Here is a 23,502-nt window from a genome sequence, read left to right as displayed (position 1 = left end):
CTGCTCTCGCGAGCGAGACTGCCTCGCCTCCCTCCCCGGCGAACGCGGGTCATCGGGTTCGTCGTCGACCGGTGTGGTCGACCGCGCTAGGACGTGCGCGGGGCGACGAAGGGCGGCCGCACCACCTCGGCGCGCAACCGGCGCCCGCGCACATCGACGGCGACCTCGTCACCCGGCTCGAGCCCGGCATCGGTGTTCAGCAAAGCCAGCGCGATACCCACCTTGAGGCTGGGCGAGAACGTCCCCGAGGTGGTCTCCCCGACCTTCTCCTCCCCCCGCAGGACGGTCTGCCCTTGCCGCAGCACACCTCGATCGATCGCCTTGAGCCCCAGCAGGATTCGCCGCGGGCCGTCCGTTTTCTCCTGTGTCAGTGCGGCTTTGCCCCAGAACGCGGGCTTCTTCCAGCCCACCGCCCAGCCCGCCCGGGCCTGCACCGGCGAAATATCCAGTGTCAGTTCGTGTCCGTGCAGCGGATAGCCCATCTCGGTGCGCAGCGTGTCGCGCGCGCCCAGCCCGGCCGGTTGCCCACCCGCGGCCGTCACCTGCGCCAGCAGCGCGCGGAAGACCGCCTCGGCGTCGGCCCAGCGCGGCAGCAGTTCGTAACCGTGCTCGCCGGTGTACCCCGTCCGGCACACCCGCACCGGGCGGCCGTCCCATTCGGCGTCGGCGAACGCCATGTACTCCATATCGGTGGGAAGTCCCAGCGCGCCGAGCACATCGGCGGACTTCGGCCCCTGCACGGCGAAGACGGCGAACTCGCGATGCTGGTCGGTGATCGAGATCCCCTCGGGCGCCGCCGCGCGCAGCTCGGCCACGACGGCCGCGGTGTTGGCCGCGTTCGGCACCAGGAAGATCTCGTCGTCGCCGACGTAGTAGGCAATCAGATCATCGATCACCCCGCCCGCTTCGGTGCAGCACAGCGTGTATTGCGCCTTGCCCGGACCGATGCGGCCGAGGTCGTTGGTCAGCGCCGCGTTCACGAATTCCGCCGCACCGGCTCCCCGGACGGTCGCCTTGCCGAGGTGGCTCACGTCGAAGACACCGACGGTGCTCCGCACCGCGGTATGTTCGGCGACCGTGCCCGCGTACTGCACGGGCATCTCCCATCCCCCGAACGGGGCGAAGGTCGCGCCCAACTCGGTGTGGACGGCGTGGATGGGGCCCTGCTGCAGCGTCTCGTCGGTCACCGGGCGAGCTTATCGAGCGGTCGACCGGTGGTCGGCGCCCGTCCCGCCGTGTCGATCCGGGCTACGCGCTCATCCCCGGTTCGTCGCTCGGCTCCGGCCCGAGCAGTTCGTCCCCGTGTTCCTCCACCCAGTCGCCGAGCGCGCGCATCGGTCCCTCGACCAGGCTGCGGCCCAGCGGGGTCAGCGCGTACTCCACCCGGGGCGGTGCCTGCGCGTAGCGGTGGCGTTCGATCAGGCGGTGGCCGAGAAGCCGGCGCAGGGCCTCGGTCAACGCCTTGTCGCTGATGCCGCCGATCTCGGCCCGCAGATCGCTGCGCCGCCGCGGCCCGCCGAGCAGCCCGACCAGCACCACGGGATCCCAGGTGTGCGCGAAAAGGTCGGTCGCCGCGCGTAACCGGCAGTCGGCGACCAGTTCGCCGGCATGTTCGTCGTAGCCACTCATCCTGTGATGATCACCCGTCCGTTGCGCACCGATCGGTGCGTATCGACATGCCTACCGTAACGCCGGATCGACAACTCGAAGGAGCAGCGGATGCGCATCACGATTCTGGGAACGGGCACCTTGGCCGAGGCATTGGGCAGCCGGTGGGCCCGCGCCGGACACGACATCACGGTCGCCGGACGATCGCCGGTCAAGGCGCGGCAGCTGGCCCAGCGGCTCGCCGCTCTACCGGCCCAGCGGCTCGGCGCGATCCGAGCCGTCCCGCTCGCGGAATCCGTCGCCGACGCCGAGGTGGTGCTACTGGCGGTCGCATACACCGGCACCGAGGACGTCCTGCGCGCGGTCGGCGCGCCGAGCGGCAGCCTGTCCGGCCGCACCGTCATCGATCCGGTCAACGCGGTCGAGCACGGAGTCGGCATGCTGCGCCTCCCGCCCGGCATGTCCCACGCGCGGCGGGTGGCGGAGCTGGCCCCGGGCGCCCGAGTGGTCAAGGCCTTCCATCTGTTTCCCAGCGAGCAGTGGACCACCGGCGAGACCGCGACGGTGACGGTCTCGATCTGCGGTGACGATCCGGCCGCCCTGCGGACCACCGAGCAGTTGGTCCGGGACGTCGGGGCCGCCGCGACGGTATTCGGCGGCCTCGACCGGGCCCGGCAGCTGGAGGAGGCGGCCGGATTCGTCATCTCTCTCGCGTTCTCCGGTGTCGATCCCAGCCGGGCGGTACCGGCCGTGCCGTGATCGGATACACCCACCTCCGCCACTGTCGAGGCGCGTCCGGACGAGGCGTTCGAGACCCCGTCGCGAGAAACCTCGCCGCGCCCGCACAGCGGATGTGAGATCGGAGAAATCGTCTTTCTACACACGGCAACTCGACGGCGACACCGGATCAACGATCGGGAAACACGGCGGTGATTCGCTGTTTTCATGCGAATTCCCTCCCGTTTCTCGAAATCGTCCTCCGCCCCGTCCGCCTCGGCGTCGATCTACGAGCAGATCGGTGGGCACGAAGCCCTGGAGACCGTGGTCGAGGACTTCTACCGCCGGGTCCTCGCCGACGAGGAGCTCGCCGGCTTCTTCTCCGGCACCAACATGTCGCGGTTGAAGGGTCGACAGGTGGAATTCTTCGCCGCCGCGCTCGGCGGGCCGCTGCCCTATACCGGCGCCCCGATGAAGCAGGTCCATCAGGGCCGCGGCATCACCATGCACCACTTCAGCCTGGTCGCCGGGCATCTGACCGACGCTCTGCACGCGGCCGGCGTGCTGGCGGCGACGGTTTCCGACATCATCGGCGTCATCGCCCCGTTGGCGCCCGACATCGCTTCGGACGCACCGGTTTCCTGATTTCGGCGACACCGAGATCGGCGTCGATCGGGTACGAGCGAGCCACGCGTCGTCCGCCGGTGCGGGCCGCGCGAATATTCCGTCGAACCTGCGCGCCGGCGTTGTTATGGTGTCGGGGTGAATTCTCCGGAGGCATCCGAACGGTAGCCGCCCGGCCCACGGGCCGGGCGGCGTTGTGGGTATGTACTGCCGGTCGCCGCGCGACCGGTATCTCGCAGCGCCGGATGCTGGTGGATTTCTGCGGCCGGGCGGCGCCCGGTTCCGCAGCCGTCTCGGATGCCGTGGCTCCCCGCTGCGGCGTCCCGTATCCGGGGAGTTCTCTCCTATGCCAATTGTGGTTTTCGTGCTGGCTGTGGCGGTTTTCGCCCAGGGCACATCGGAATTCATGGTCTCGGGACTGTTGGAGCGGATCGCGACCGACACCGGGGTGTCGCTCGGCACTGCCGGCCTGCTGACCTCGTTGTTCGCCGCCGGTATGGTGGTGGGTGCGCCGGTGCTGGCGATCACCGCGGGCCGGTTGCCGATCCGCTGGGCGGTGACCGCCTTCTCGAGCCTGTTCTGTCTGGCGCACGTAGTGGGCGCTCTCGCAACGGATTTCACGCTGTTGCTGGTGACCCGCGTGGTTGCGGCCGTCGCGGACGCCGGGTTCCTGGCGGTGGCGCTGGCCGCGCTGCCGCGAGTGGTCGGCTCCGGCGCGGTCGGTCGCGCGACCTCGGTGGTGGTGTCCGGGGTGACGGTGGCCTGCATCGTCGGCGTTCCCGCGGGCACCGCGCTGGGGCAGATCTGGGGTTGGCGGTCGGCGTTCTGGGCGGTGGCCGCGCTCACCGCGGCGACCCTGCTGCCGGTGTGGCGGATGCTCGGTCGCGCTGCCGACGGCGGTGAGCCGTCGGCGAGCCGGGCGGGCTCGATCCGGCGGGAGTGGTCGGTGCTGCGGCAGCGGCCGACGCTGATCGCCGCGGTGCGCGGAATCCTGGTGAACGCGGCCACCTTCGCCGGCTTCACCTATCTCGGCGCCGTCACCGCCGGCGCGACCGGCCATCGTGGATGGATTCCGTTGGTACTGGCCGTCTTCGGGCTCGGCTCGTTCGCCGGGGTGACGGTTGCCGGGCGGTTCGCCGACCGGTATCAGCGGCGGATCGTGGTCGTCGCAACGGTGAGCCTCGTGGCGGTGTGGCTGCTGGCCGCGGTCTCGGCGCAATCGCTGCTCGGCGTTCTGCTCATGTCCGCGGTGGCCGGGGCGATCGCCTTCGGTGTCGGCTCGACCCTGATCGCATCGATCGTGCAGACCGCCACCGCGGCGGCGCCGCGAATCGCCGGTGCCCTGGCGACCACCGCGTTCAACGTCGGCGCCGTTCTCGGCCCCGCCACCGCCGGTCCGGTTGTCGACCACACCGATCGTCCGGCGACCGCACTGTGGTGCAGCGCCGCCTTCAGCGCGATCGCGGTCGGCGTCGTACTCACCGATCGCCGCCGGCGCGTTCCGCACCCGGTCGACCGGGTGCGCGCGGCCACGCGCTGAGCACACCTACGCAGCCGGGCCGCCTCCGCCGTACTCCGAATCGAATCCCGCCCCGTCGGGTGGCGACACGCTCGCAGCGAGTGCGGCGGAGGCGGCCAGTAGCGCCCACGACCGCCGGTCGATCGCCTTCGCGCGCGCGGCCAACGCGGCGCGGGCATCACCCACCCGATACGCCTGCCGCAGCATCGACATCAGTTCTCGCAGTGCGGGTATGCGATATCCGGCGCGCCGGAGCTGATGCACGATCCGCGCGTCCCGCACATCCTCCGGCGCGTACAGCCGCGCGCTTCGTGCCCCCGACCGACCGGGCACGACCAATCCCTCGGCATCCCAGTGCCGCAACGTCGACGGCCGCACCCCCAGTGCGTCCGCGAGTTCGGCCACGGTCATCGAATCGGCCGGCTCCGCCGCCAGGATCGGTTCCGCGGCGATCGATTCGACGGCCCGTTCGGCCGACCGCACCTCGCGCCGTTCGGCATCGAGCCGGGCATGCGCGGCATCCAGCAATGCCGGCAGATCCGGCCCGGTCCGTGCCGCCCGCACGACCTCCTTCGCCGCCACCGGCCCGATCGCCGCCGCCAACGATCGATACGCTCGCGCGAAACGCACATGGATCTCGGCGTAGCGTCGATATCCCGACGGTCCCCGCACGGCCGGCGGCAACACCCCGTCCCGCTCGAGGTTGCGCACCTGCTGCACCGAATATCCGGCGCGCCGGGCCACATCGACCGTCCGCAGACCAGCGGATTCGCGACTTTTCACACCACTACCAGCCACTTCATCGGCCGAAGTCTCCACAAGCACATGAATGAAACGCTAGAACAATGGAGATCAACGAGATCGTCGGATTCGTCGAGAACCTCGGTGGCGTCCTGACCCTGCGCCCGCAACCCGGCGACGGCACCCCCGAGATCAGCTGGGGCGACACCTTCTTCTACTACGCCCCGGACGGCGTCCTCCCCCGAACCCAACCCTTCGCCACCATCGTCACCAAGGACTACCCGGGCGACGAATCCTCCCAACTGAATCGCCCGAATACCTTCCGCGTCAACATCTTCGCGGGCACGGAAGCATTCACCCGATGGACGGGCCACAGCCCGCGCGCCGACGTCGCGCCCCAGAACCCCGGCATCGCGGATACCGTGATCGCCCACCCGGTCTACGCCCGCCAGGGCTGGCTGGCCGTGGTCGATCCCGGCCCACGCACCGACGCGGCGGTCCGCGACCTGCTACGGTCCGCCCACGCCGCGGCCAGGACACGGTACGACCGGCGAGAATCGCACGGCTGAATCGCTCACCGAGCCGCGCGCCGAGCCCGGCCGGCTCGGCGGAATCGGCCGTTGTCGCTCAGTGTCCGCTCAACCACGCCGACGCCGCGACGACCAGCGCCTCGGTTCCGGTGCGCAAGGTCGGTTCGATCACCGGGGCGAACCCCGGCGAGTGGTTCACCGGGATCTCCTGCGCGATCCGGCCGGTTTTCGCAGCCGCTTGATAGGTGGCCGGGTCGATCCCGCCGACACCCCAATAGGTGTAGGGCACACCGAGGGCATCGGGGATCTCGCTGAAATCCTCGCTGGCGCTCTGCATCGGCAACTCGATCGCACGATCGCCGAAGTGGGCGGTGAACGCCTGCGCCACTCGCCGGGTGGCCTCGGGGTCGTTGTCGGTCACCGGGAAGCGATCGAACAGTTCGAATTCGGGATCCTTCGGCGACCCGGACGCCTGACATTCGGCGTGCACGATCCGGCGGATCGCGTCGAGAATCGTGGTGCGAACGGATTCGCTGTAGGTGCGCACATTCAATTGCAGCACAGCATGATCGGCGATCACGTTGCTCTTGGTTCCCGCGGTGATGCTGCCGATGGTGAGAACCGCGGTGTCGGTCGGCGCCACCTCGCGCGAGACCACCATCTGCAGTCGCAGCACGATCATCGCGGCCAGTACCACCGGGTCGACGGTGGCCTGCGGCATCGACCCGTGCCCGCCACGTCCGTAGACGGTGATCCGCATGCTGTCGGCGGCCGCCAGCATCGGCCCGCTGCGGGTGCCGACGATGCCGGCGGGCGCGGGCAGGACGTGCTGACCGAGCGCGACATCGATCTTCGGCAGCAGACTGGCGAGACCGTCGTCGACCATCCCGCGCGCTCCGTCGCCGACCTCTTCGGCGGGCTGGAAGAGCACCACGAGCGTGCCGTGCCAGCCGTCGGGTCGCTCTGCGAACAACTGCGCGGCGCCGAGCAGGCAGGTCACGTGCACATCGTGCCCGCAGGCATGCATCACCGGCACCTCGTTGCCGTCCCGGTCGACCGCGGAAACCGAACTGGCATAAGGCAATCCGGTGGCCTCCCGGACCGGGAGGGCGTCGATATCGGCGCGCAGCAGCACCCCGGGCCCGTCCCCGTTGCGCAGAATCCCGACCACCCCCGTCCCGCCGACCCCCTGGTGCACGTCGTAACCCCAGGAGCGCAACTTGTCGGCAATCAAGCCCGCGGTGCGATGTTCCTGATGCGACAGCTCCGGATGGGCATGCAGGTCACGATAGAACTCCTCCTGCCAGCCGGCCGTCCCGTCCAGCCCCGCCAATACCGCGTAGTCCCGCGTCGTCGAGGTCATCACCTCTCCTTTCGCCGTCCGTAGCGCAACCGTTCCGGCCAACTCACCTGTTCCGGCAGCATCCAGCCGCGCCACCGGGCCGCCAGGCACAGGCCCGCGCCGACCACCGTCGCGGCGATCGAACCCGCGGTCACATGCCCCGAATACCAGATGATCACCAGTGTCGCACTGGCCACCAGCGCACACGTGGCATACAGCGTGTTACCACCGAAAATCGTCGGCACCCGGCCCACCGCGAGATCGCGGACCACCCCACCGCCCACGGCCGTCGTGGTCCCCAACAGCATCGCCGGCAACCATCCCAGGCCGACCTCCAAGGTCTTCTGCGCACCGACCGCCGCCCAACAGCCGAGGGCCAGCGAATCGACCCAGGGGAACATCCGGTCCCACAACCTGCCCTCGAACCGGAAGGCGAAGGCGATCACCGCACCGACCAGCGCGGTCAGCAGATACGCGTAATCGACCAGAGCCACCGGCGTTCCGCGCTGCAACAGGGTGTCGCGAATGATTCCACCGCCGAGTCCCGACGCGGTGGCGAGGACCGCGAATCCGATCGGATCGAATCGGAAGGTGCGCGCCACCGCCCCACCGAGCATCGCGTTGGCGAACACTCCGGTCAGGTCCAGTGCACGCAAGAGTTCGGGAACGGTTTCCGACACCGCCGCCATCGAAGTCGTCCCTTTCCACGTTCAGCACGCCCGCTACCGGCACGCTACCCGGGGCCGGCGGGATTGCCGGACAGGCGGCGACCGCCGCGTCCCGCTACCGTGAGCCGATGGCAGGCATCCGGACCGCGCTCGATCCGACGAGTGGCTCCGCCCTGCTGGCCGACTTCGGCGCCCTGGCCGTGCTGGTGGGGACATTCGCCGAATCGGGACTGCTCGTCGTGGGCTTCTTTCTGCCCGGAGACACGCTGATCTTTCCCGCCGGAATTCTCTGCGCGACCGGCTCGCGCGACGGCCCGCATCTGGTCCTCTGGCAGGTATTGCTCTGCGCGGCAGTGGGTTCCGTGGCGGGTGCCCAGTTCGGTTTCGCGGTCGGCCGGCACGGCGGCCGGGCGATGCTGACTCGCACCGGCAATCTCCGGCTGCATCGGGTGGTGACCCGCGGCGAGCAGTGGCTCGACCGTTACGGCTCGCGGCGCGCGATCGTGATCGGCCGATTCGTGCCGATGGTCCGGACGGTGATCGGCCCGGTCGCCGGCGTGCTCGGCGTCCCCACCCGGACCTTCACGCTGTGGCAGATCGTGGGCGGTCTGGCGTGGTCACAGAGCCTGGTGCTGCTGGGCTATTGGCTCGGCGGGCAGGTGCCGAACATCGACCGCTATCTCCTGCCCGCCGTGGCGGTGATCATCGTGATCTCGCTGGCCCCGCTCCTGCTCGGCAACCGGAAGCGCGGGTAGCCGAGGTCAGCGGTCGAGGCCGGTTTTCGGAACGGGCTCGAAGGTGACCGGTAGCGACACCAGCGACCGGTGGAACGGCCCGGTCCGCCACACCAACTCCTCGGGATCGATGCTCAACCGCAGATCCGGGACGATGTCGAGCAGCTCGTCCACCGCGTCCTGCACCACGAGGTAGGCGAGTTCGCGAGCCGGGCAGGCGTGCAGTCCGGTACTCCAGGCCATATGCGCCCGGTTGCCGAACCGTTCCCCCTTGTCGATGGCCGGATCGGTATTGCAGCCGGCCAGACTGATGACGACCGGCTGATGGGCGGGCAGCCAGGTGTCCTCGACGACCGTGGGTTGTTTCGGGTAGGTGATGCAGAAGTTCGCCAACGGCGGATCGTTGAACAGCACCTCGTCGAGCGCGTCCCGGGTCGACAGCGCCCCGCTGAACAGCCCGCCGCCGAACCGCTCGTCGGTGAGCATGAGCAGCACCGTGTTGACCGCGAGGTTGCATTGTGCCGGCACCCCCGAGGAGTAGAAGCTCACCAGCTGCGCCGCCACCTCCTCGTCGGTGAACTCGGCGGGACTGTTGATCAGGTGTGTCGTGATGTCGTCACCGGGATCGGTGCGCTTGAGGTACACCAGCTCGGTCAGCGCCTCGCGCGCCTGCGCCAGCCCCTGCGCGGCCCGGGCCGTGTCGAAGCACGCGGCCATCCCGTTCGCCACTCGCAGCCCCAGCTCCGCGGGGCACCCGATCAGCTGGTCGAGTACGGACGTGACGAGCGGAAACGCGTAATCGGTGACCAGATCGGCGGCGCCCGCCTCGCAGAAGCCGTCGATCAGCGGCTCCGCGAGATAGCCCACCATCGCGTGCACCGCGTGCAGATCCACCGTATCCAGCGCGGCGACCACCGCGTTCCGATATCGCTGATGGTCGACACCGGTGTTGTACATCGCGGTCGGCTGCCACTCCAGCACCGGTCGCACCGGGCATTCCCCGGGCACATTCTGCTGCCAGGCCCGCGGGTCGGCCGGAAAGCGGTCGGGGTCGTTGAGAATCTGCAGCGCCGTGCGGTACCCGATCACGAGAGTGGCGGGCACTCCCGGCGACAGCTCGACCGGTACCAGCGATCCGTACCGCTGCCGCATATCCGCATAGGCCCGATGCGGGTCGGCCGAGAAATCGGGCGTATACATCGCGACCCGCGGCTCGCCGCCGGACGCGCGCACCGGCGAACCGTGCAGCACCGGTGCCTGGGTTCTGGCAGGAAAATCGGAATCCGTGAACTGTGGCATGGTCGAAACCTGGCTCCAGTCGTTTCTCGCAAATTCGGCAAGGGCTACTGCGCTGACCTGCAGGATGTAACCGAATCCGGAACCCGGTTGACGTGCTCGAACTGGATGGGTTATCGAATTCGTTTGCGCGGCAATATCTTCAGCATAGACAACTCCGGGCATGGATGTGGACATCCGCCCGATTCTCCGCGTTTCGTGTCGCCCACCGAGCCTCGAGCCGAGTCGATTCGCGACGGGAACTATTGGTGGATAGTACTTTTCGTACCATAGGCCCGAATGGCCGGCGCGAACGATCCCGATGCGTTCGAGCCGACCTTCCGGTATGTGACGGCGAGCCCGCTACCCCTGCGAGGCATCACGCCGGCGTGGCCGCGGGCCGATCTGGTCCAGCAGGTCGTTGACCTCGTCCCCGAATCCGTTGCCGACCGGTTTCGGGGTCTTTTTCGGAAAGCGGCGGGCGACATGCTCTTCGGCCGCCGACCCGGGCAGCACGTAGACCGGTTCGGACTTGTTCTGCAGCGGACGCACCACATCGTCGAGATGAGCCTTCCGATCGTCGAGGAACGCGCCGATCACATCCTCGCCCGCCGGGCACACAGCCATGCAGTACCCGGCCTTGTAGTTCGGTTTGAACGACAGGCTCTGCCACATCGAGAACGATTCAGCGCGGGTGACCCGGTCGCGGTAGTCGTCGCGGTCTCTACTGTCGGCGACGGTTTCGGCCCAATCGGTGAACCCGCCCATGAATTCGCGATAGTTGTGGGTGTAGCACGCCTGGAAATCGAAACCACCTTCGGTGGTGATCGCTCCGACCGGACAGGCCGACACGCACAACTTGCATTCCAGACACGGGCTGAAATCCAGTGGCGCACTCGGTTCGTCGACGACCGCATCGGTCACGACCGTACCGAGCAGAATGAAATTCCCGAACTTCGGGTGAATGACGTTGCGGTGAATCCCCATGACTCCCAGGCCCGCCGCCTCCGCCACCACCTTGTGCGCGAGGACCCAGATCCGGCCCGGGAATTGGTCGACCTCCATCGGATATCCCGGCGCCGGATAGACCGCGCGATAGCCCGCGTCCTCGAGCGCCCGGGTGATCCGGCGGGACACCACGTTCGTCTCGTCATCGGCGTGGTTGAACTCGGTGTTGGCGAGACTGCGCATCGGACTGCGCAGATTGTCGCGATTCATCCGAATACAAAAGGAGATGTAGGTCCGGGCGGTCGGCAGAATTGCGCGCGCGTGCTCGAATTCGGCTGCCACAGCGGGATCGTCGACCCGGACGAATCCCACATCATCGGCGCCGGCGGCGAGGCAGATCTCACGCAGCCGCGCTGCGGTCACCACCGGATCCGGTGTGGTGTGCCCGACCTCGGCCATGCGCCGCACGGTCGGATGTTCCGCATAACGTCCGGCACCCGCCCGGTCCCGCTCGGTAGTCATCACGTGCTCCCCTCTGGCCGCGAGATTCGCGGCCGCACAAGTAAGACGCATCGGGCCGCGGAAAGTCATCGCCCGAATCCGTTGCGGCTGAGCCAAATGGGTCGCCAGGCGCAGGAGAACGGCGAGCCCGAGAGGGCCGGCTATCGGGCCGGATCGTCGAGCGGGTAAGCGAAGGCCGGTACGCCGTGCGGCATCGCCCGCGCGAGAACGACCGGGGCGCCGGCACCGAGCCGGACGGTGAGCCGGAAACCGTTGCGGTCATCGGAGCTGTTCTGGGGTTCGAAAGCGACACAGGCGAAACCGGCATCGGGGCGCGACGCCGCCGCCAACCGATCCAGCTCGGCGGTGACCGCGCGCCATTCCTCGGCGCCGACGTATTGCCGCATCACCGAGTGCCACACGACGGTCAGGGTGCCGCGTTCGAGTTCGACACCGGCGAGAAAGTCGCGAGCCCCGGTGACGGCGATATCGACCGGTATCCGCTCCGCGAGTCGCAGCGCACCGTCGAGCCGCGCCGCCCGCTCGCGCTGATCCGGCCACACGTACGAACGCAGCGCGAGCGAATCGCGCGGCGACAACGGATCCAACGGCGTCGGATCACAGCCACCTCGCTCGACGAGAGTGACGCGGGGGTGGCGCCGCACCGCCGCGGAGAGCCACGCGGGCACCGGCCCGCGCCAGGCATCGGTGATCCGGACCGGTGAGTCCGGCGGACCCCACCCGATATCGCCGCTGTCCCAACGGAACTGGTCGGCCCGCAGATTCAGTCCGCCACTGGCGCCCAACTCCAGCAACCGCACCGGCATCGGCATCGCGTCCACAGCGGCCAGCAACCCGGCCAGCAGCGGAACCGCCCGTCCCACCTCGTTGGTCTGCGGTGGCCGGTCCAGCCAGTCGCGAATCCACTCCGGCCGATCGAGCACCGCCTGCCGGAAGGGAATCCACGCCTCGGCCGGATCACATTGTCGCAGCGCTACCCCGGAGCTGGGATAGAACGGCGCGAGATCCGCTGCGCCGCCGGACAACACCAGCGCATGGACGCCGGCCATCATGCGCAGCGGTAGCGCGGACGCGAACGCCATCTCCTCGAAGCCCGCCAGCACCGTCGCGCACGGCCCGCCCTCGGCGATATCCCCGGCAATGTTTCGCAGCAGCGACCCGTACAGCGGCGAGCCGAGTTTGTCGCAGGCCCTCGCCTGCAGGTCGAATTGCGATACCAGATCCATACCCGAACTGTGCGCCCCGGCCCGTGCGTAATCAATATTGATTATGGTCAACCAGATGGAGTGGATCGACAGCACCACCGCCACCGAGCGGCTCGGCGTGAAGCCCGCGACGCTCTACGCCTACGTCAGCCGGGGCGTGCTGCGGCGCCGCTACGATCCGATCCGGCGGCGCAGCCTGTTCGATCCGGCCGAGGTCGAGGAGCTGGCCCGGCGCGGAAAGCCGCGCCGCAAACCGGCTCCGACGGAGATCGCCATCGCCTCCGCCGTGACGGAACTGGGTGCGGACCGGCCGTTCTTCCGGGGCCTCGATGCCGTCGAACTGGCGGCCTCGCACACCTTCGAGGCGGTCGCCGAATGGCTGTGGCGGGGCGACCTCACCGACAGCGCCCCCTGGCAGGCGCGCGCGGAGGCGGTCGCCGCCGCCCGTGCCGCCCAGTCCGGCCTGTCCGAAGCCCTCCTGCCGCTGGACCGGCTCCAGCTCATCGTGACCAGCTCGGCCGTCCACGACCCACTGCGTTTCGACCGTGATCCCGCGGCCGTCGCCGCCATCGCTCGCACCCTGATCGCGGGGATGGTCGAGGCCCTCCCCCGCCTGTCCTCGCCGGTGGGCCGATCCGTCGCCGCCACCTTGTGGTCACGGCTGTCGCCCACCCCTCCCCGCGACGACCGCGAGCTCCGAATACTCACGGCCGCACTGGTTCTGCTGGCCGACCACGAGCTGGCGGCCTCGACCTTCGCCGCCCGGGTTGCCGCCTCGGTGCACGCCGACCCCTATGCCGTCGTCACGTGCGGGCTGGGGGTACTCAGCGGTCCCAGGCACGGCGGCGCGTCCCTGGCGGTGGAACGGATGCTCACCGAGATCACCGACCCCGGTGCCGTGCCCGCGGCAGTGGGCGAGCGTCTGCGGCGCGGCGAGCGCATACCCGGCGCCGGGCATTCGGTCTACCGTTCCGGCGACGCGCGCGGCACCCACCTCGTCGGGACGATCCGGCGCATCGCCCCCGACCACCCGAAACTCGCTGTGGCAGACGCTGTTTCGGCCGAACTGCGGCGACGCCGCCTCCCGGCGATCAACAGCGACTTCGGCCTTGCCGTCCTCGCCACCGTCTTCGGCATGATCCCCGGCGCGGGCGAAACCATCTTCGCCGTCGCTCGGACGGCCGGCTGGCTGGCCCACGCGATGGAGGAGTACGCGTCGGCGACTCTGATCAGGCCGCGCTCGGTGCCGCGGCGCCGATGACGCCCGGGCAGGAGTCAGCTCGGCGTTCGCAGAACACAGGTTTCGCACTCCCCGCTCTCGGTGACGGCCGAATTGACTGCTGCCGCCGGGTGATTCAAGATCAAGCGTTTGCTGTGGAAATGTGCGAGGGGCGGCCACGGCCGTGGACGTCTCTCGGCACCATCTTTCGAACGTGGGTTTTGACGAATGGTTGGGCTTCTGACGGCGCGGCCGCAAGCTTCTGCCGCGCCGCCGGAACGGTCGCAGCAGGACCGGCGCCGGTCCAAGTGGGCGGCGGCGGCCGCGATATCCGGTGGACTGCTGTTGCTGATATGGCGGGCCGCGCAATACGGCTATTGGCTGGTGGACGATTCCGCCATCACCTTTGCGTATGCGCGCAACATCGCCGCCGGCCTGGGTCCGGTACTACAGCCGGGCGCGGAACCGGTCGAGGGATACTCCAATCCCACCTGGCTGTCGGTGCTGGTGGTGGGAAAGTGGTGCGGCCTGTTCGACTCGGGCGCACTGTTCGGCCTCCCCGACTTCGTCGTCTACCCGAAGGCGATCGCGCTGCTGTGTTGCGCCGGAATCCTGGTCGTCACCTATCTGGCCGCCCGGCGGGTGACCCGGTGGCCGGCGCTGCTCACCTTCGGCGCCGGCGTCGTGCTGGCATCGATTCCGTCCTTCGTGATCTGGTGTTTCTCCGGACTGGAGAACTCACTGTTCGCGCTGAGCGCCTGTGTGCTCGCCGTCCGCCTGTTCCTGGCGGTACTGGACGGACGGCTGTGGACCCCGGCGGTGGCGGTGACGACGGGGATCATCGCGGCCTTCGCGGCATTGACCCGCCCCGACGGCCTCATCTACGTCACCGCCTACCCGTTGGTGTCGCTACTGCTGCTTCGCCGCGGTGACTGGCCCATAGCGCTTCGCCAGGTGCTGTATTCCCTTGCGGCGTTCGCGATTCCGTTCGGCTCGTACCTACTGTGGCGGATCGGCGAGTTCGGTCGCCTCGTCGCGAATACGGCGGTGGCCAAACATCAGGCGACCCCGACCGTGCACGACCTGACCAGGGCCGGGGAACTGGTCCAGTACGTGGGCGCACCGGCCGTCGTCGTGGTCGCCGCCGTCATCGGGATCACCCTGACCGGCCGGCACGAACACCGCGACGGCCTGGTCGCCCTGCTGGTTCCGCTGGCACTGGCGACCATCGCCTACTGCGTCCTGCAGCCGGACTGGATGGGCCAGTTCCGGTTCGCCACCCCGGTGTGGGCGCTCGCGGCGATCACCGTCGCCATTGCGGCAGCGCAGGTGCTGACCATCCTGAGCGCTCGCGGCCGGGCGCTGGTCGCGGCGATCCTGGTTGCCGCAATGGTCCCTTCCGGCGTCGCCTTGGCGGACGAGGCCGATGCCTACCGCGCCGATTCGGATGTGCCGATGTGCTGGATCGCGATTCGATTCGGCCGCTACGTCAACGGCTACGCCGACATTCTCGGACTTCCGCAAGCCAGCCTGCTGGCCCCCGATATGGGTGGCAGTTCGCTCACCTCACGGCTCCGACTGATCGACCTGGCCGGACTCACCGACGCGAAGATCGCCGACATCTACGCGGGCAAGGCCGACACCACCCTCGCCGACTACGTGTTCGAGCAAGTCCAACCCACCTTCGTCCACGTCCACGGCGTCTGGATGAACAACGGCCTCACCGTCGACCCGCGCATGAGCCGCGACTACTACCGCATCCAGCAATCGCAGAACACCGCCAACCCGGACGAGGACTGGGTGCGCAAGGACGTCGTCCGCGACGACGGGCAACTACAGCAACTGCAGCGGTATGTCAGTGACACCCTGCCCCACCTCCTGACCGACTACCAGAAGACCGGCGGTGAGTGCGGGACGGAACTTCGACCAGGCCAGACGGTGAACGGTTGAGAGTGAGCGGCGGGCGCAGATCCCGCTCACGCCGGTGATTTGTTCATCACCGTGAAGGCCAGATTGAGCAGGGCGACCGGCACGAAAATGCCGGCCCACCACTTCAGAGCCTTCAGGCAGGCACCCTTCAGCCAGGTCTCGCTGCGGCTGTACACCCCCGCACTCGTTGCCGCCCAAGCCAAGACGAATCCCAGCGTCGCCACATACTGGAGAATCGATTGAGCGGTGTCACGAGTGCGGATCGCGACGATACTTCCCTCGACCTTGCAGTGGATTTCCAGACGACTCGACGGGCCACCCCCGTCATCCGCATGTCCTGTCACGCAACGACTTCGACGATTATTCCCGATATCCGTTCGGAGCGTGCGGCATTCGCGAGGCGGAGCCGCGGCGACCTATCGGTGGTCCAGCACCATCGCCATGGGTACCCGAATCTCCCCGCCGGGCTCGAACCGCAGGACGACCGCGTCCCGATTCCATTCGATCCGCGGCTCGATCCCCCAGCCGAGCGGGATCGCCACGACGTGGCCACGCGGTACCTGCCCAGCCGCGGAGGGTCCGAGCCATATCTCGTGGTGCCCGGACCGCGTCACATCCGTCATCGCATCATCATGCCCGTGCTCAGAGCTTGACGACGATCTTGCCGGTGTGGGTAGCGGATTCCATCAGCCGGTGGGCATCACGGATGCTGTCCAGACCGTCGAATACGGCGCCGACGTGCGGCCGGAATACGCCGTCGCGAATGCCGGAGGCGATCCAGTGGTTGATCCGCCGGCGGCCCGCTGCGGTGGCCGACAGTTCCATATTGGCGTAGCCGAGAATCCGAAGCGGCCAGTTCATGGGCATGGCCATCGGCCGTTGATCCAGCCAGCCGTACACGACGACCGTGCCGTTATGCGTTGCGGCAGTGCTCAGTTCGGCCAAACCGGGACCGCCGACCGCGTCGAAGATCACCTGCGCGCCGGCGCCGTCGGTGATGCGCCGCGTCTGCGTCACGACATCGGTATCCGCCGCGGCGATGACGTGTGCGGCTCCGTTGTCGAGCAGGTACCGGCTCTTCGCACCGGTCCGGGTCACCGCGATCGGGATGGCCCCGATCCGCGCGGCGGTCTGCAAGGCCGCGAGCCCCACGCCACTCGAGGCCGCGGTGATCAACACATGGTCGCCGGGACGCAACCCGCCCGTTTCGATCAGACCCCCGTAGGCCGTGGCATAGGTCAGCCAGGTCGCCGCACCGGCCACCGCGTCGAGCCCGGCTGGCCGCGGCACCACGGATTCGACCGGGAGCACCACCCGCTCGGCGTACACCCCGGCCGAACTCATCTCGATATTCGGTCCGGTCAAAACCTCGTCTCCCACTGCGAATTCCGTAACCTCGGCGCCGATCGCCTCGACCACCCCGGAGGCTTCGTAGCCGAGGCGAGACCCCGGCAGCGTGGGCAGGTAGTAGTAGGTACCGGCCCGGAACAGGGCTTCCGCACGGTTGAGCCCGAGTGCCTCGACGCGGATGAGCACTTCCCGTGGTCCCGGCGCCCGTAACTCGAGATCCTCGATGGTCAAGACCCCGGGGTCGCCGAGCTCATGGAAGACGACCGTGCGCGCAGTGATCGTGTCAGTTGTCATGCCATCGACGTTATGTACCAGCCGAGAGATGATCTATGTGCCGAAGTCTCGCGGAAATATCCGTTCGTCTTCCGACAACGACCGCGGCTACTCTTCGGATATGGGCCTGGATGTTCTCAGCGACGCGGTCGCCACCATGCGCACCGGCCGCCCCCACTCCTCCCGCCAACACCGCGCCGCCCCGTGGGGCATCCGCTTCCCCGCCTCCGACGGCACCGGTTTCCACGTCGTACTCGAAGGTTCGGCCTGGCTGATCCCCGAGCACGGCGAGCCGATCGCACTCGGTCCCGGCGATATCGCCTTCCTGCCACACGGCCAGGCCCACGCCCTGGCCAGCGACCCTGCGGCACCCCTGCGTGACGTGACGCCCCTGCCCGACGGATCCTGGCCGCCGTTCGTGCCCGAACCGCACGCACCCGATGCCGCCGTCACGGTATTGCTCTGCGGCGCATATCAACTCGACCGCCGCCGCGCCCACCCTCTGCTCACCGACCTCCCCGACGTGGTCCATTTGCGCCCCCGCGTCGGCGCCCATCGCTCTCTGCGCGCTGCCGTAGAACTGCTCGGCACCGAACTGGAAGAGGACCAGCCCGGTTCGGCCGCCATCGTCACATCCCTGCTCGACACCCTGCTGCTCTACATCCTGCGCGCCTGGTGGATGGACATCGAGGACGACGGCACCCCACGCAACGGCTGGGCCGCCGCCCTGGCCGACCGCCCCGTCGCCGCCGCCCTGCGCGCCATCCACACCAACCCCGAAAAGCCTTGGACGGTCGAAGAACTCGGCGCCCTCGGCGGCCTGTCCCGCGCCGCCTTCTCCCGCCGCTTCACCGCCACAGTGGGCCGCTCCCCGCTCGCCTACCTCACCTGGTGGCGCATGACCCTCGCCGGCCGGCTGCTGCGCGCCGACGACACACCGTTGCGGACGGTGGCCCAAAAGGTCGGGTACACCTCGGAATTCGCGTTCGCGAAGGCGTTCAAGCGGGAGTACGAGCTGGCGCCGGGGCGGTACCGGGCTGCGACATCCGACCGCGGTACCGACTCCTCGACCGGAGCCGATTCGCCGTCTGCAACCGCCGCTCGATAGCGCCGGCACCCGGTCGGTTCCCACCATTACATCGAGACGATTCGGGCTCAGCCTCCACGTGGTGTTCCTCGGCAGCCCGTCGAGCCGAGGAACAGCCCGACCGCGTGGACACCGTCGGCGACATCCTGGTCGAATAGGACCGGTGACAACGGTTTCGAGACCCGAGGTAGACACCGACGCGGCGCGCAAGCAGATCGAGGCGCTGACGTCGCAAATGGACTTCTACCTCGACTACATCGCCAAGGACACCGGTGCGCTGGACAACGTGCTGCGCCGGGCACTGACGCTCGCCCAGTACCGCGCGGCGGTCGATCCGGACGCCGCCCACCCGGCCACGTGGGATGCCCTCCGGCTCGCATCCCGGGCTGCCACCACCGTATTCACCGCGGCAACCAGCGCCGAGGGACAGGAGATCGAGGCGGTCATCGGCCGGCCGGTCCGATTCACCGCCACCGGCCCCTCCGACTCCGCCCACGCCGGTCGATGGCCGACCGCCCTGTGGCTGGCGATCATCGTCCGCGACGACGCGGCGATCCAGCAGCTGGCGACCGTCCCAGAGGAGATCCTGCGAGCCTCGGGCGTCGAACACGACGCCTACCTGTATCCGTGGATCGAAACCTTGCAAGCCTTCGTCACCCACCGCGAAGTCACTCCGGAAATGTTCCTGCCCGCCATGGACGGAACCGACCCGGACGCCGCGCGGTTCACACCCCCGGACGCGATGCTGAACCTCATCTACCCGCCGATCGAGATGTTCTACTACGTCCTGCGCCGCGACCCCCAAAAGTTCAGGGCTGCCCTGGTGCAGGCTCTCGAACGGCATCGCGAGTACTGGACCGGCACCAACCGCTCCGGCGACCCGAGCGGATTTCTCGCACTGGCGCCGCTGGCCATCGCGGTGCTCGCACAGTCGGCGGGGATGTCGGTCGACGTACAGTCGGAATACCTTCCGGCCAACCTGCTCACCGGAACCAACACGGTTCGAACGTCGGGGTAACTCCCACGCTGCTTGGGCTAAGTTCTGCCACGACCATCGCCAATCCGTGAGCCCGATCGAGATAGACGCACCCGCCGGAACCCACGACACTGTGTCGCCAGTCACAATCAGGGAACCTCTACCCTGTCCGTTACGTCCAAATTCACGCAACCTGCAACAGCGAAAGGGGGGGCCGATGAAGCAGATCCTCACGCGTCTGCGCCGCGCTGGGATCCTCGCTCCGCTGGGCAAAATCACCCTGTCGATCGGGGGCTTGGTCGTCTTTCTCTACGCTGTAGCCTGGGTCGGCAACCCGTTCGCCACGGACGTACCAGACGCGAAAAGTGCAGCGTCGGCATGGTTGCCGACGCCCGTCGCTCCCTTGTCTGCGGCGGCTGAACCTCCGCCGGGGTTTCCGGTGATGCACTTTCCCCCGACGATGGCTTCGGCACCCCCAGGGCAGCCGCAGTCAGTCCCGACCAAGTTCGGACTGTCCTACACCGTGCCCAACGGCAACGGGTGGCGGCCATCGAACACGATGATCAGTGGCTGGTCCGACGCCGAGGGCCGGATCGCCACCTACGGTGCAGTCAGCGATTACGGTTACGGCTACTGCCCCGATGCCGAGGGCTCGGCCCTCGCTCAGGTGGGCATGACAGGCCGCAACGGAGTGGATCCGGAAACCGCTGCACGCGAAGAAGTTCGGAAAGCCGAGCGCATCTTCGCCGATTCGGGCAGCCCGCCCAGAGTCACCATTGCCGGCCCGGTCACCACAGCAGTCGACGGGCGTCCGGCAGTTCGATACACCGCGACCATCACAGATATTCCTAGAAAACACTCCTGCGATCCGGGCCGTGCGGAATTCGATGTTGTCGCCACGCCGGGGTACGCCACGGCAGAGGTGGCGCTTCTGGTCGTCGAACACCACACCGACCTCCCCCACTCGCTCACGAAAGACCGTGTGGAGCAAGTGATCTCGTCGTTTCGAAAAACCGAATAATCGCTAGTCACCGAGGAGGATCCGAGCAGTGACCGAACATCTGGTTGCAGACCCGCACGAGATCGCCGGATTGAGTAACGCTGTGAAAGACATCGCTCATGACGGAAACACCATCGCGATCTTCGTCGGCAAGTGCTGCAACGTGGACGGCGGAAATTTCGGTGGCAAGATATTGGAACCGTTGACAGTGCCCTTCCGGGTCGCCGCCGACGCGACGAAGTCCCGGATGGGAGATATTGCAAACCAGACGATGGTGACCAGCGGGGAGCTCAACCGTGCAGCATGGCTCTATCATAATCAGGAACTCCAGAATTACGAAGCGCTGAACGCCGCGACAGTCGATTTGAACGGTGTTCCGGTCAGCGTCGCATCCGACCATGAGAACCCGGGATTCGTGAAACCCTATCTGGATCCGGTCTCATATCCGAAATCGGAGGAACTGAAGCTCGACCCTCCGTCCGCGGCGCCACCGGAGCTTGCCGATATCATTGCCGAAACAACCGGCATCGTCGGCGACGTCAACGACTCGATCAAGAATGTCACCCGCATGGCCGGTAACGAGGTGAACATATTGGAGACGATCCTCTCGCCGGTGACCGCAAACTGGAACGAGCTGCGCAGGATCGGCGAATCCTACAAGGTCGCCGGTAACGCAATGGAGACATCCGGGAGCAACCTCGAGAGTGCGGTACGACGTATCGGTCCCAAATGGGACGGTAAGGCGGCAATCGGATTCGAGGACTGGGCGCGGAAGCAGATTTCCGCAATGAAGTGGGAGGGCCCGGTCGGCAGAGTCGTCTCCGACGTCTGCAACGAGGTGGCGGACAAGATTCGCGAGGGCGTGAGAACGGTTTGCCAGAAGCTACAGGAGTTCATCAAGTCGTTCATCGAATTCCGGGGCGCGAAGGATATTTTCAAGCTCGTCGTCAAAAAGATCCCTTTCATCGGAACGGCAATCGAAGTCCTCGACGCCGCGCGGAAGATCTGGAATGTCGTCGATCTGGTCAAAACGATCATTCAAGAGATAGAGACGTTGCGTAACAGCCTGAAGCAATTTCTGGAGTTCGTGTCGAACCCGGCCGACAAGGGAAAGCAGTGGGTCGAACAGAAACTGGAACCCATCACCAGCAAGGTGGACAACGCAGCGGAGAAGGCCGCACTGGTGAACGACATCGGAATGATATCGCAGTTCGGCGACACCCTGAATCGTCCCAAAGTCGGCTACGACATCGGCTCCGGCACGCAGCCATGGGAGAACGCCCCATGATTCACGAGACCCGCCGTTCGGCGAATTCTGAAAAGCCATGAGCCAGAGGAGCCTTTGTGTTGGATCCCAACCTGGACCCGGGTGTGGAGAACGCCGCCCGCAAGGTATTCGATGCGGCTGCGGATCTGGAGACCGCCAGCCTGCGCGCCGAGCGAACGGATATCGAACAGTTGTGGAGCACGCCGACTCCGGTCACCGGCGGGCTACTGGCTGAATTGGCCGCCATGCCCAACTCCTCGCCAGCCCTGAAGGACTATGCCGAACGCGTCCGAGCGGGCGAATGTCAGTGGGAGCAAATAGAATTGCTCGCACGGCCGGTCCCACCCGAGATCGCAGAGTTGAAGAGCTCACCTTCGTTCAGGTGGGACTGGACACCACCTGCCACTCCGGTAGCTGTACCGGCCGGCGTATCGGCCCGCCGTCCGCAGCCCAAAGACGATAACGTCGTGGGGCCCAGCGATTGGCCCGACGACTTCGACGAATACCCGACACAAAGGTCCTGGCTCGTATGAAACGACAATTACTGGCACTTCTCCTCGGCGCAGCCTTGACCGGAACGGTGACCGGGTGCGGATCAGATGACTCCCCCGGTATCGCATCCGAGACCACAGCGTCTTCGACGACGGAGTCGACACGAGCACTTCCGAATCCGTGCGATCTGCCCGAGCAGAAGGTCACCGCCTCCGACCTCATCACCACAGACCGGATCACCCACCCGGTCGGCTCCGAGTTCGCCGGATGGAAAGGCTGCATCTGGAAATCCCGGGCCGGTTGGTACGACGCGGGCGTCTACGTCGGCCCGATGACGGTCGCGGAATTCCGGAAGGATTCCCGGTTCGGCGACTACACCGCGGTTGCGCCTACGACAGTCGCGAGCAAGCCCGGCACCGATTTCGCCGACCGCCTCGATCCCGATCGGCGGGAGCGCTGCTACATCGCTGCCGATATGTCGTATGGGATGGTGTGGTTCATGGCACGTATTCCTTACGTGCGCGACGGTGAACAGGCGCCCGGCGATCCGTGCGTGGAAGTGCGGCGCATCAGCGCCGAGTTGGTGGACCAGATGGGTTGATCACGGGCGCGGCCGGTTACCACGACACAGCCCGATCCGCGAGCGCGATCGAGATAGGCGGCCTGGGCCTCGGTTTCCGGCAATCGGCCCGCTCCGCCCGCCCGAGGGCAACAATGCGAGTGGGCCGTTGGTGATCACCCCGCTAGCAATCGAAGCAGTCGTCTTCGGGAACCTGCTGCAGGGCAGAGCGCCGCCGCACGAGTTTCCCGACCACGAATGCGGCCACTCCCCCGACCAGGCCGCCCACGACGGCGCCGACGAGCCCCTGCGAATCGGAAGGCATTGCGCGCCATAGATATACGGCCAACCAGATGGCGACCAACGGGTACGTCGTAGCGTATGCGATCCGTTTGCGCCAGGTGGGGAAGTTTTTCACCAGCGCCCGAACGTCGATGCCGCGCCGCGCGCAGTAGCGCAGGAGCAGCAGGCTCGTGAGGCTCGGCAGGATGAAGATCAGTAGCGATACCAGCTTGGCGTCCACTGCCGCGGCGATGATGGCGATCACGTAGCAGCCGTACATCGTCGCGCACAGCGCCAACGTCGAGCCGCGGTAGAACTCCTCGCGGGCGCGCTCGTCGCCCCAAGCCGGGTCGTCGGGGGCTAGGAAGATGTCTTCGAGTGCAGTGGTTTTGGCCATGTCCCCTCCAGATCCTCGGTCCAGAAAATGTCTTCGACCGTCGTTCCCAGCGCCCGGGCGATCCGCAATGCGAGGTAGACGCTCGGTGCGTAATCGCCCTGTTCGATCGAGATCACGGTTTGCCGGCTGACGCCGACGATGGAAGCCAACTGCGCCTGAGTCATCCGGCATTCGCGCCGTCGTACACGTACGGGATGCTCGCTGGCCACGGCTCAAATGTTGAGCATCTTTGACATTT

The 23,502-nt window shown here is 67.4% G+C and carries 26 protein-coding genes; 13 read left to right on the top strand and 13 right to left on the bottom strand.

Going from position 1 to position 23,502, the window contains the following annotated elements; translation table 11 throughout:
• Positions 1 to 86: 86 nt before the first annotated feature.
• Positions 87 to 1,187, bottom strand: coding sequence for a glycine cleavage system aminomethyltransferase GcvT (gcvT, locus tag ON37_RS08550; RefSeq protein ID WP_040718296.1), 1,101 nt, complete (start codon positions 1,185 to 1,187; stop codon positions 87 to 89).
• A 61-nt stretch (positions 1,188 to 1,248) separates the two neighbouring features.
• Positions 1,249 to 1,629: a winged helix-turn-helix transcriptional regulator gene (locus ON37_RS08545; protein ID WP_040718294.1), complete on the bottom strand. Its 381-nt coding sequence runs from the start codon at positions 1,627 to 1,629 to the stop codon at positions 1,249 to 1,251.
• 90 nt (positions 1,630 to 1,719) lie between these two features.
• On the opposite strand from ON37_RS08545, the gene ON37_RS08540 reads away from it, so the two are divergent.
• The 3 genes from ON37_RS08540 to ON37_RS08530 all read left to right on the top strand — a co-directional run bounded on the left by ON37_RS08540 (position 1,720) and on the right by ON37_RS08530 (position 4,489).
• On the top strand, positions 1,720 to 2,367 hold the full coding sequence (locus ON37_RS08540; protein ID WP_040718293.1) for an NADPH-dependent F420 reductase: 648 nt from the start codon (positions 1,720 to 1,722) through the stop codon (positions 2,365 to 2,367).
• A gap of 186 nt (positions 2,368 to 2,553) precedes the next feature.
• Entirely contained in the window at positions 2,554 to 2,970 is a 417-nt protein-coding gene (locus tag ON37_RS08535; RefSeq protein ID WP_040718292.1) for a group I truncated hemoglobin, read from the top strand.
• Between the two features lie 325 nt (positions 2,971 to 3,295).
• Entirely contained in the window at positions 3,296 to 4,489 is a 1,194-nt protein-coding gene (locus ON37_RS08530; protein WP_040718291.1) for a Cmx/CmrA family chloramphenicol efflux MFS transporter, read from the top strand.
• A 6-nt stretch (positions 4,490 to 4,495) separates the two neighbouring features.
• Here the strand turns inward: ON37_RS08530 and ON37_RS08525 are convergent, their stop codons facing one another.
• The gene (locus ON37_RS08525) at positions 4,496 to 5,251 is read right to left on the bottom strand and encodes a MerR family transcriptional regulator (RefSeq protein WP_051031357.1); all 756 of its coding nucleotides are present in this window, start codon (positions 5,249 to 5,251) and stop codon (positions 4,496 to 4,498) included.
• A 62-nt stretch (positions 5,252 to 5,313) separates the two neighbouring features.
• Between ON37_RS08525 and ON37_RS08520 the strand changes: the two genes are divergently transcribed.
• On the top strand, positions 5,314 to 5,778 hold the full coding sequence (locus ON37_RS08520) for a DUF6194 family protein (protein ID WP_040718289.1): 465 nt from the start codon (positions 5,314 to 5,316) through the stop codon (positions 5,776 to 5,778).
• Between the two features lie 58 nt (positions 5,779 to 5,836).
• On the opposite strand, the gene ON37_RS08515 is transcribed toward ON37_RS08520, so the two are convergent.
• On the bottom strand, positions 5,837 to 7,102 hold the full coding sequence (locus tag ON37_RS08515; protein WP_040718288.1) for a M20 family metallopeptidase: 1,266 nt from the start codon (positions 7,100 to 7,102) through the stop codon (positions 5,837 to 5,839).
• Positions 7,102 to 7,770, bottom strand: a complete 669-nt coding sequence (locus ON37_RS08510; protein WP_040718286.1) for a trimeric intracellular cation channel family protein — start codon at positions 7,768 to 7,770, stop codon at positions 7,102 to 7,104. Before ON37_RS08510 ends, ON37_RS08515 begins: the two co-directional genes overlap by 1 nt.
• A 107-nt stretch (positions 7,771 to 7,877) precedes the next feature.
• Here ON37_RS08510 and ON37_RS08505 point away from each other — a divergent pair, with 107 nt between their 5' ends.
• Complete coding sequence (locus ON37_RS08505) at positions 7,878 to 8,504, top strand: DedA family protein (RefSeq protein ID WP_040718285.1); 627 nt, start codon at positions 7,878 to 7,880, stop codon at positions 8,502 to 8,504.
• A gap of 6 nt (positions 8,505 to 8,510) precedes the next feature.
• Here ON37_RS08505 and ON37_RS08500 read toward each other — a convergent pair whose 3' ends face one another.
• The 3 genes from ON37_RS08500 to ON37_RS08490 all read right to left on the bottom strand — a co-directional run bounded on the left by ON37_RS08500 (position 8,511) and on the right by ON37_RS08490 (position 12,454).
• Positions 8,511 to 9,782 carry a cytochrome P450 family protein gene (locus tag ON37_RS08500; protein WP_040718283.1) on the bottom strand — a complete coding sequence of 424 codons (1,272 nt, stop codon included), beginning with the start codon at positions 9,780 to 9,782 and terminating at the stop codon, positions 8,511 to 8,513.
• Between the two features lie 339 nt (positions 9,783 to 10,121).
• Complete coding sequence (locus tag ON37_RS08495; RefSeq protein WP_083892821.1) at positions 10,122 to 11,228, bottom strand: epoxyqueuosine reductase; 1,107 nt, start codon at positions 11,226 to 11,228, stop codon at positions 10,122 to 10,124.
• 140 nt (positions 11,229 to 11,368) lie between these two features.
• The gene (locus ON37_RS08490) at positions 11,369 to 12,454 is read right to left on the bottom strand and encodes a DUF2332 domain-containing protein (RefSeq protein WP_040718282.1); all 1,086 of its coding nucleotides are present in this window, start codon (positions 12,452 to 12,454) and stop codon (positions 11,369 to 11,371) included.
• A gap of 55 nt (positions 12,455 to 12,509) precedes the next feature.
• On the opposite strand from ON37_RS08490, the gene ON37_RS08485 reads away from it, so the two are divergent.
• Together ON37_RS08485 and ON37_RS08480 are read left to right on the top strand one after the other, a co-directional pair.
• Positions 12,510 to 13,694, top strand: a complete 1,185-nt coding sequence (locus tag ON37_RS08485) for a citrate/2-methylcitrate synthase (protein WP_051031368.1) — start codon at positions 12,510 to 12,512, stop codon at positions 13,692 to 13,694.
• 186 nt (positions 13,695 to 13,880) lie between these two features.
• Positions 13,881 to 15,602 (top strand): ArnT family glycosyltransferase, encoded by a 1,722-nt coding sequence (locus ON37_RS08480; RefSeq protein WP_040718279.1) that lies wholly within the window; start codon positions 13,881 to 13,883, stop codon positions 15,600 to 15,602.
• A 26-nt stretch (positions 15,603 to 15,628) separates the two neighbouring features.
• Here the strand turns inward: ON37_RS08480 and ON37_RS32825 are convergent, their stop codons facing one another.
• The 3 genes from ON37_RS32825 to ON37_RS08470 all read right to left on the bottom strand — a co-directional run bounded on the left by ON37_RS32825 (position 15,629) and on the right by ON37_RS08470 (position 17,225).
• The gene (locus tag ON37_RS32825; RefSeq protein ID WP_157171391.1) at positions 15,629 to 15,925 is read right to left on the bottom strand and encodes a hypothetical protein; all 297 of its coding nucleotides are present in this window, start codon (positions 15,923 to 15,925) and stop codon (positions 15,629 to 15,631) included.
• Positions 15,926 to 15,997: 72 nt separating this feature from the next.
• Positions 15,998 to 16,204, bottom strand: a complete 207-nt coding sequence (locus tag ON37_RS08475) for a hypothetical protein (protein ID WP_040718278.1) — start codon at positions 16,202 to 16,204, stop codon at positions 15,998 to 16,000.
• A gap of 19 nt (positions 16,205 to 16,223) precedes the next feature.
• Positions 16,224 to 17,225, bottom strand: a complete 1,002-nt coding sequence (locus ON37_RS08470; protein ID WP_040718277.1) for a zinc-dependent alcohol dehydrogenase family protein — start codon at positions 17,223 to 17,225, stop codon at positions 16,224 to 16,226.
• Positions 17,226 to 17,325: 100 nt separating this feature from the next.
• Here ON37_RS08470 and ON37_RS08465 point away from each other — a divergent pair, with 100 nt between their 5' ends.
• From ON37_RS08465 to ON37_RS08440, 6 genes are all read left to right on the top strand, one after another.
• The gene (locus tag ON37_RS08465; RefSeq protein WP_210741492.1) at positions 17,326 to 18,312 is read left to right on the top strand and encodes an AraC family transcriptional regulator; all 987 of its coding nucleotides are present in this window, start codon (positions 17,326 to 17,328) and stop codon (positions 18,310 to 18,312) included.
• A 142-nt stretch (positions 18,313 to 18,454) separates the two neighbouring features.
• Positions 18,455 to 19,309, top strand: a complete 855-nt coding sequence (locus tag ON37_RS08460) for an immunity 49 family protein (protein WP_040718275.1) — start codon at positions 18,455 to 18,457, stop codon at positions 19,307 to 19,309.
• Positions 19,310 to 19,484: 175 nt separating this feature from the next.
• Entirely contained in the window at positions 19,485 to 20,288 is an 804-nt protein-coding gene (locus tag ON37_RS32820) for a DUF8017 domain-containing protein (protein WP_157171390.1), read from the top strand.
• 28 nt (positions 20,289 to 20,316) lie between these two features.
• Positions 20,317 to 21,555, top strand: coding sequence for a hypothetical protein (locus tag ON37_RS08450; protein WP_040718274.1), 1,239 nt, complete (start codon positions 20,317 to 20,319; stop codon positions 21,553 to 21,555).
• Positions 21,556 to 21,611: 56 nt separating this feature from the next.
• Positions 21,612 to 22,067, top strand: a complete 456-nt coding sequence (locus ON37_RS08445; protein WP_040718272.1) for a hypothetical protein — start codon at positions 21,612 to 21,614, stop codon at positions 22,065 to 22,067.
• On the top strand, positions 22,064 to 22,627 hold the full coding sequence (locus ON37_RS08440) for a DUF3558 family protein (RefSeq protein WP_040718271.1): 564 nt from the start codon (positions 22,064 to 22,066) through the stop codon (positions 22,625 to 22,627). The genes ON37_RS08445 and ON37_RS08440 overlap by 4 nt, the downstream gene beginning before the upstream one ends.
• A gap of 142 nt (positions 22,628 to 22,769) precedes the next feature.
• Here ON37_RS08440 and ON37_RS30880 read toward each other — a convergent pair whose 3' ends face one another.
• Complete coding sequence (locus ON37_RS30880; protein ID WP_051031355.1) at positions 22,770 to 23,264, bottom strand: hypothetical protein; 495 nt, start codon at positions 23,262 to 23,264, stop codon at positions 22,770 to 22,772.
• Positions 23,228 to 23,473, bottom strand: a complete 246-nt coding sequence (locus ON37_RS31640; protein WP_083892819.1) for a helix-turn-helix transcriptional regulator — start codon at positions 23,471 to 23,473, stop codon at positions 23,228 to 23,230. The genes ON37_RS30880 and ON37_RS31640 overlap by 37 nt, the downstream gene beginning before the upstream one ends.
• Between the last annotated feature and the right edge of the window lie 29 nt (positions 23,474 to 23,502).

Origin of the sequence: Nocardia veterana NBRC 100344, assembly GCF_000308855.1 — a bacterium.
In the GTDB taxonomy this organism is placed as follows: Bacteria; Actinomycetota; Actinomycetes; order Mycobacteriales; family Mycobacteriaceae; genus Nocardia; species Nocardia veterana.
The sequence above is the reverse complement of the archived record's forward strand: the minus strand, read 5'-3'. Positions and strand labels throughout refer to the sequence as shown.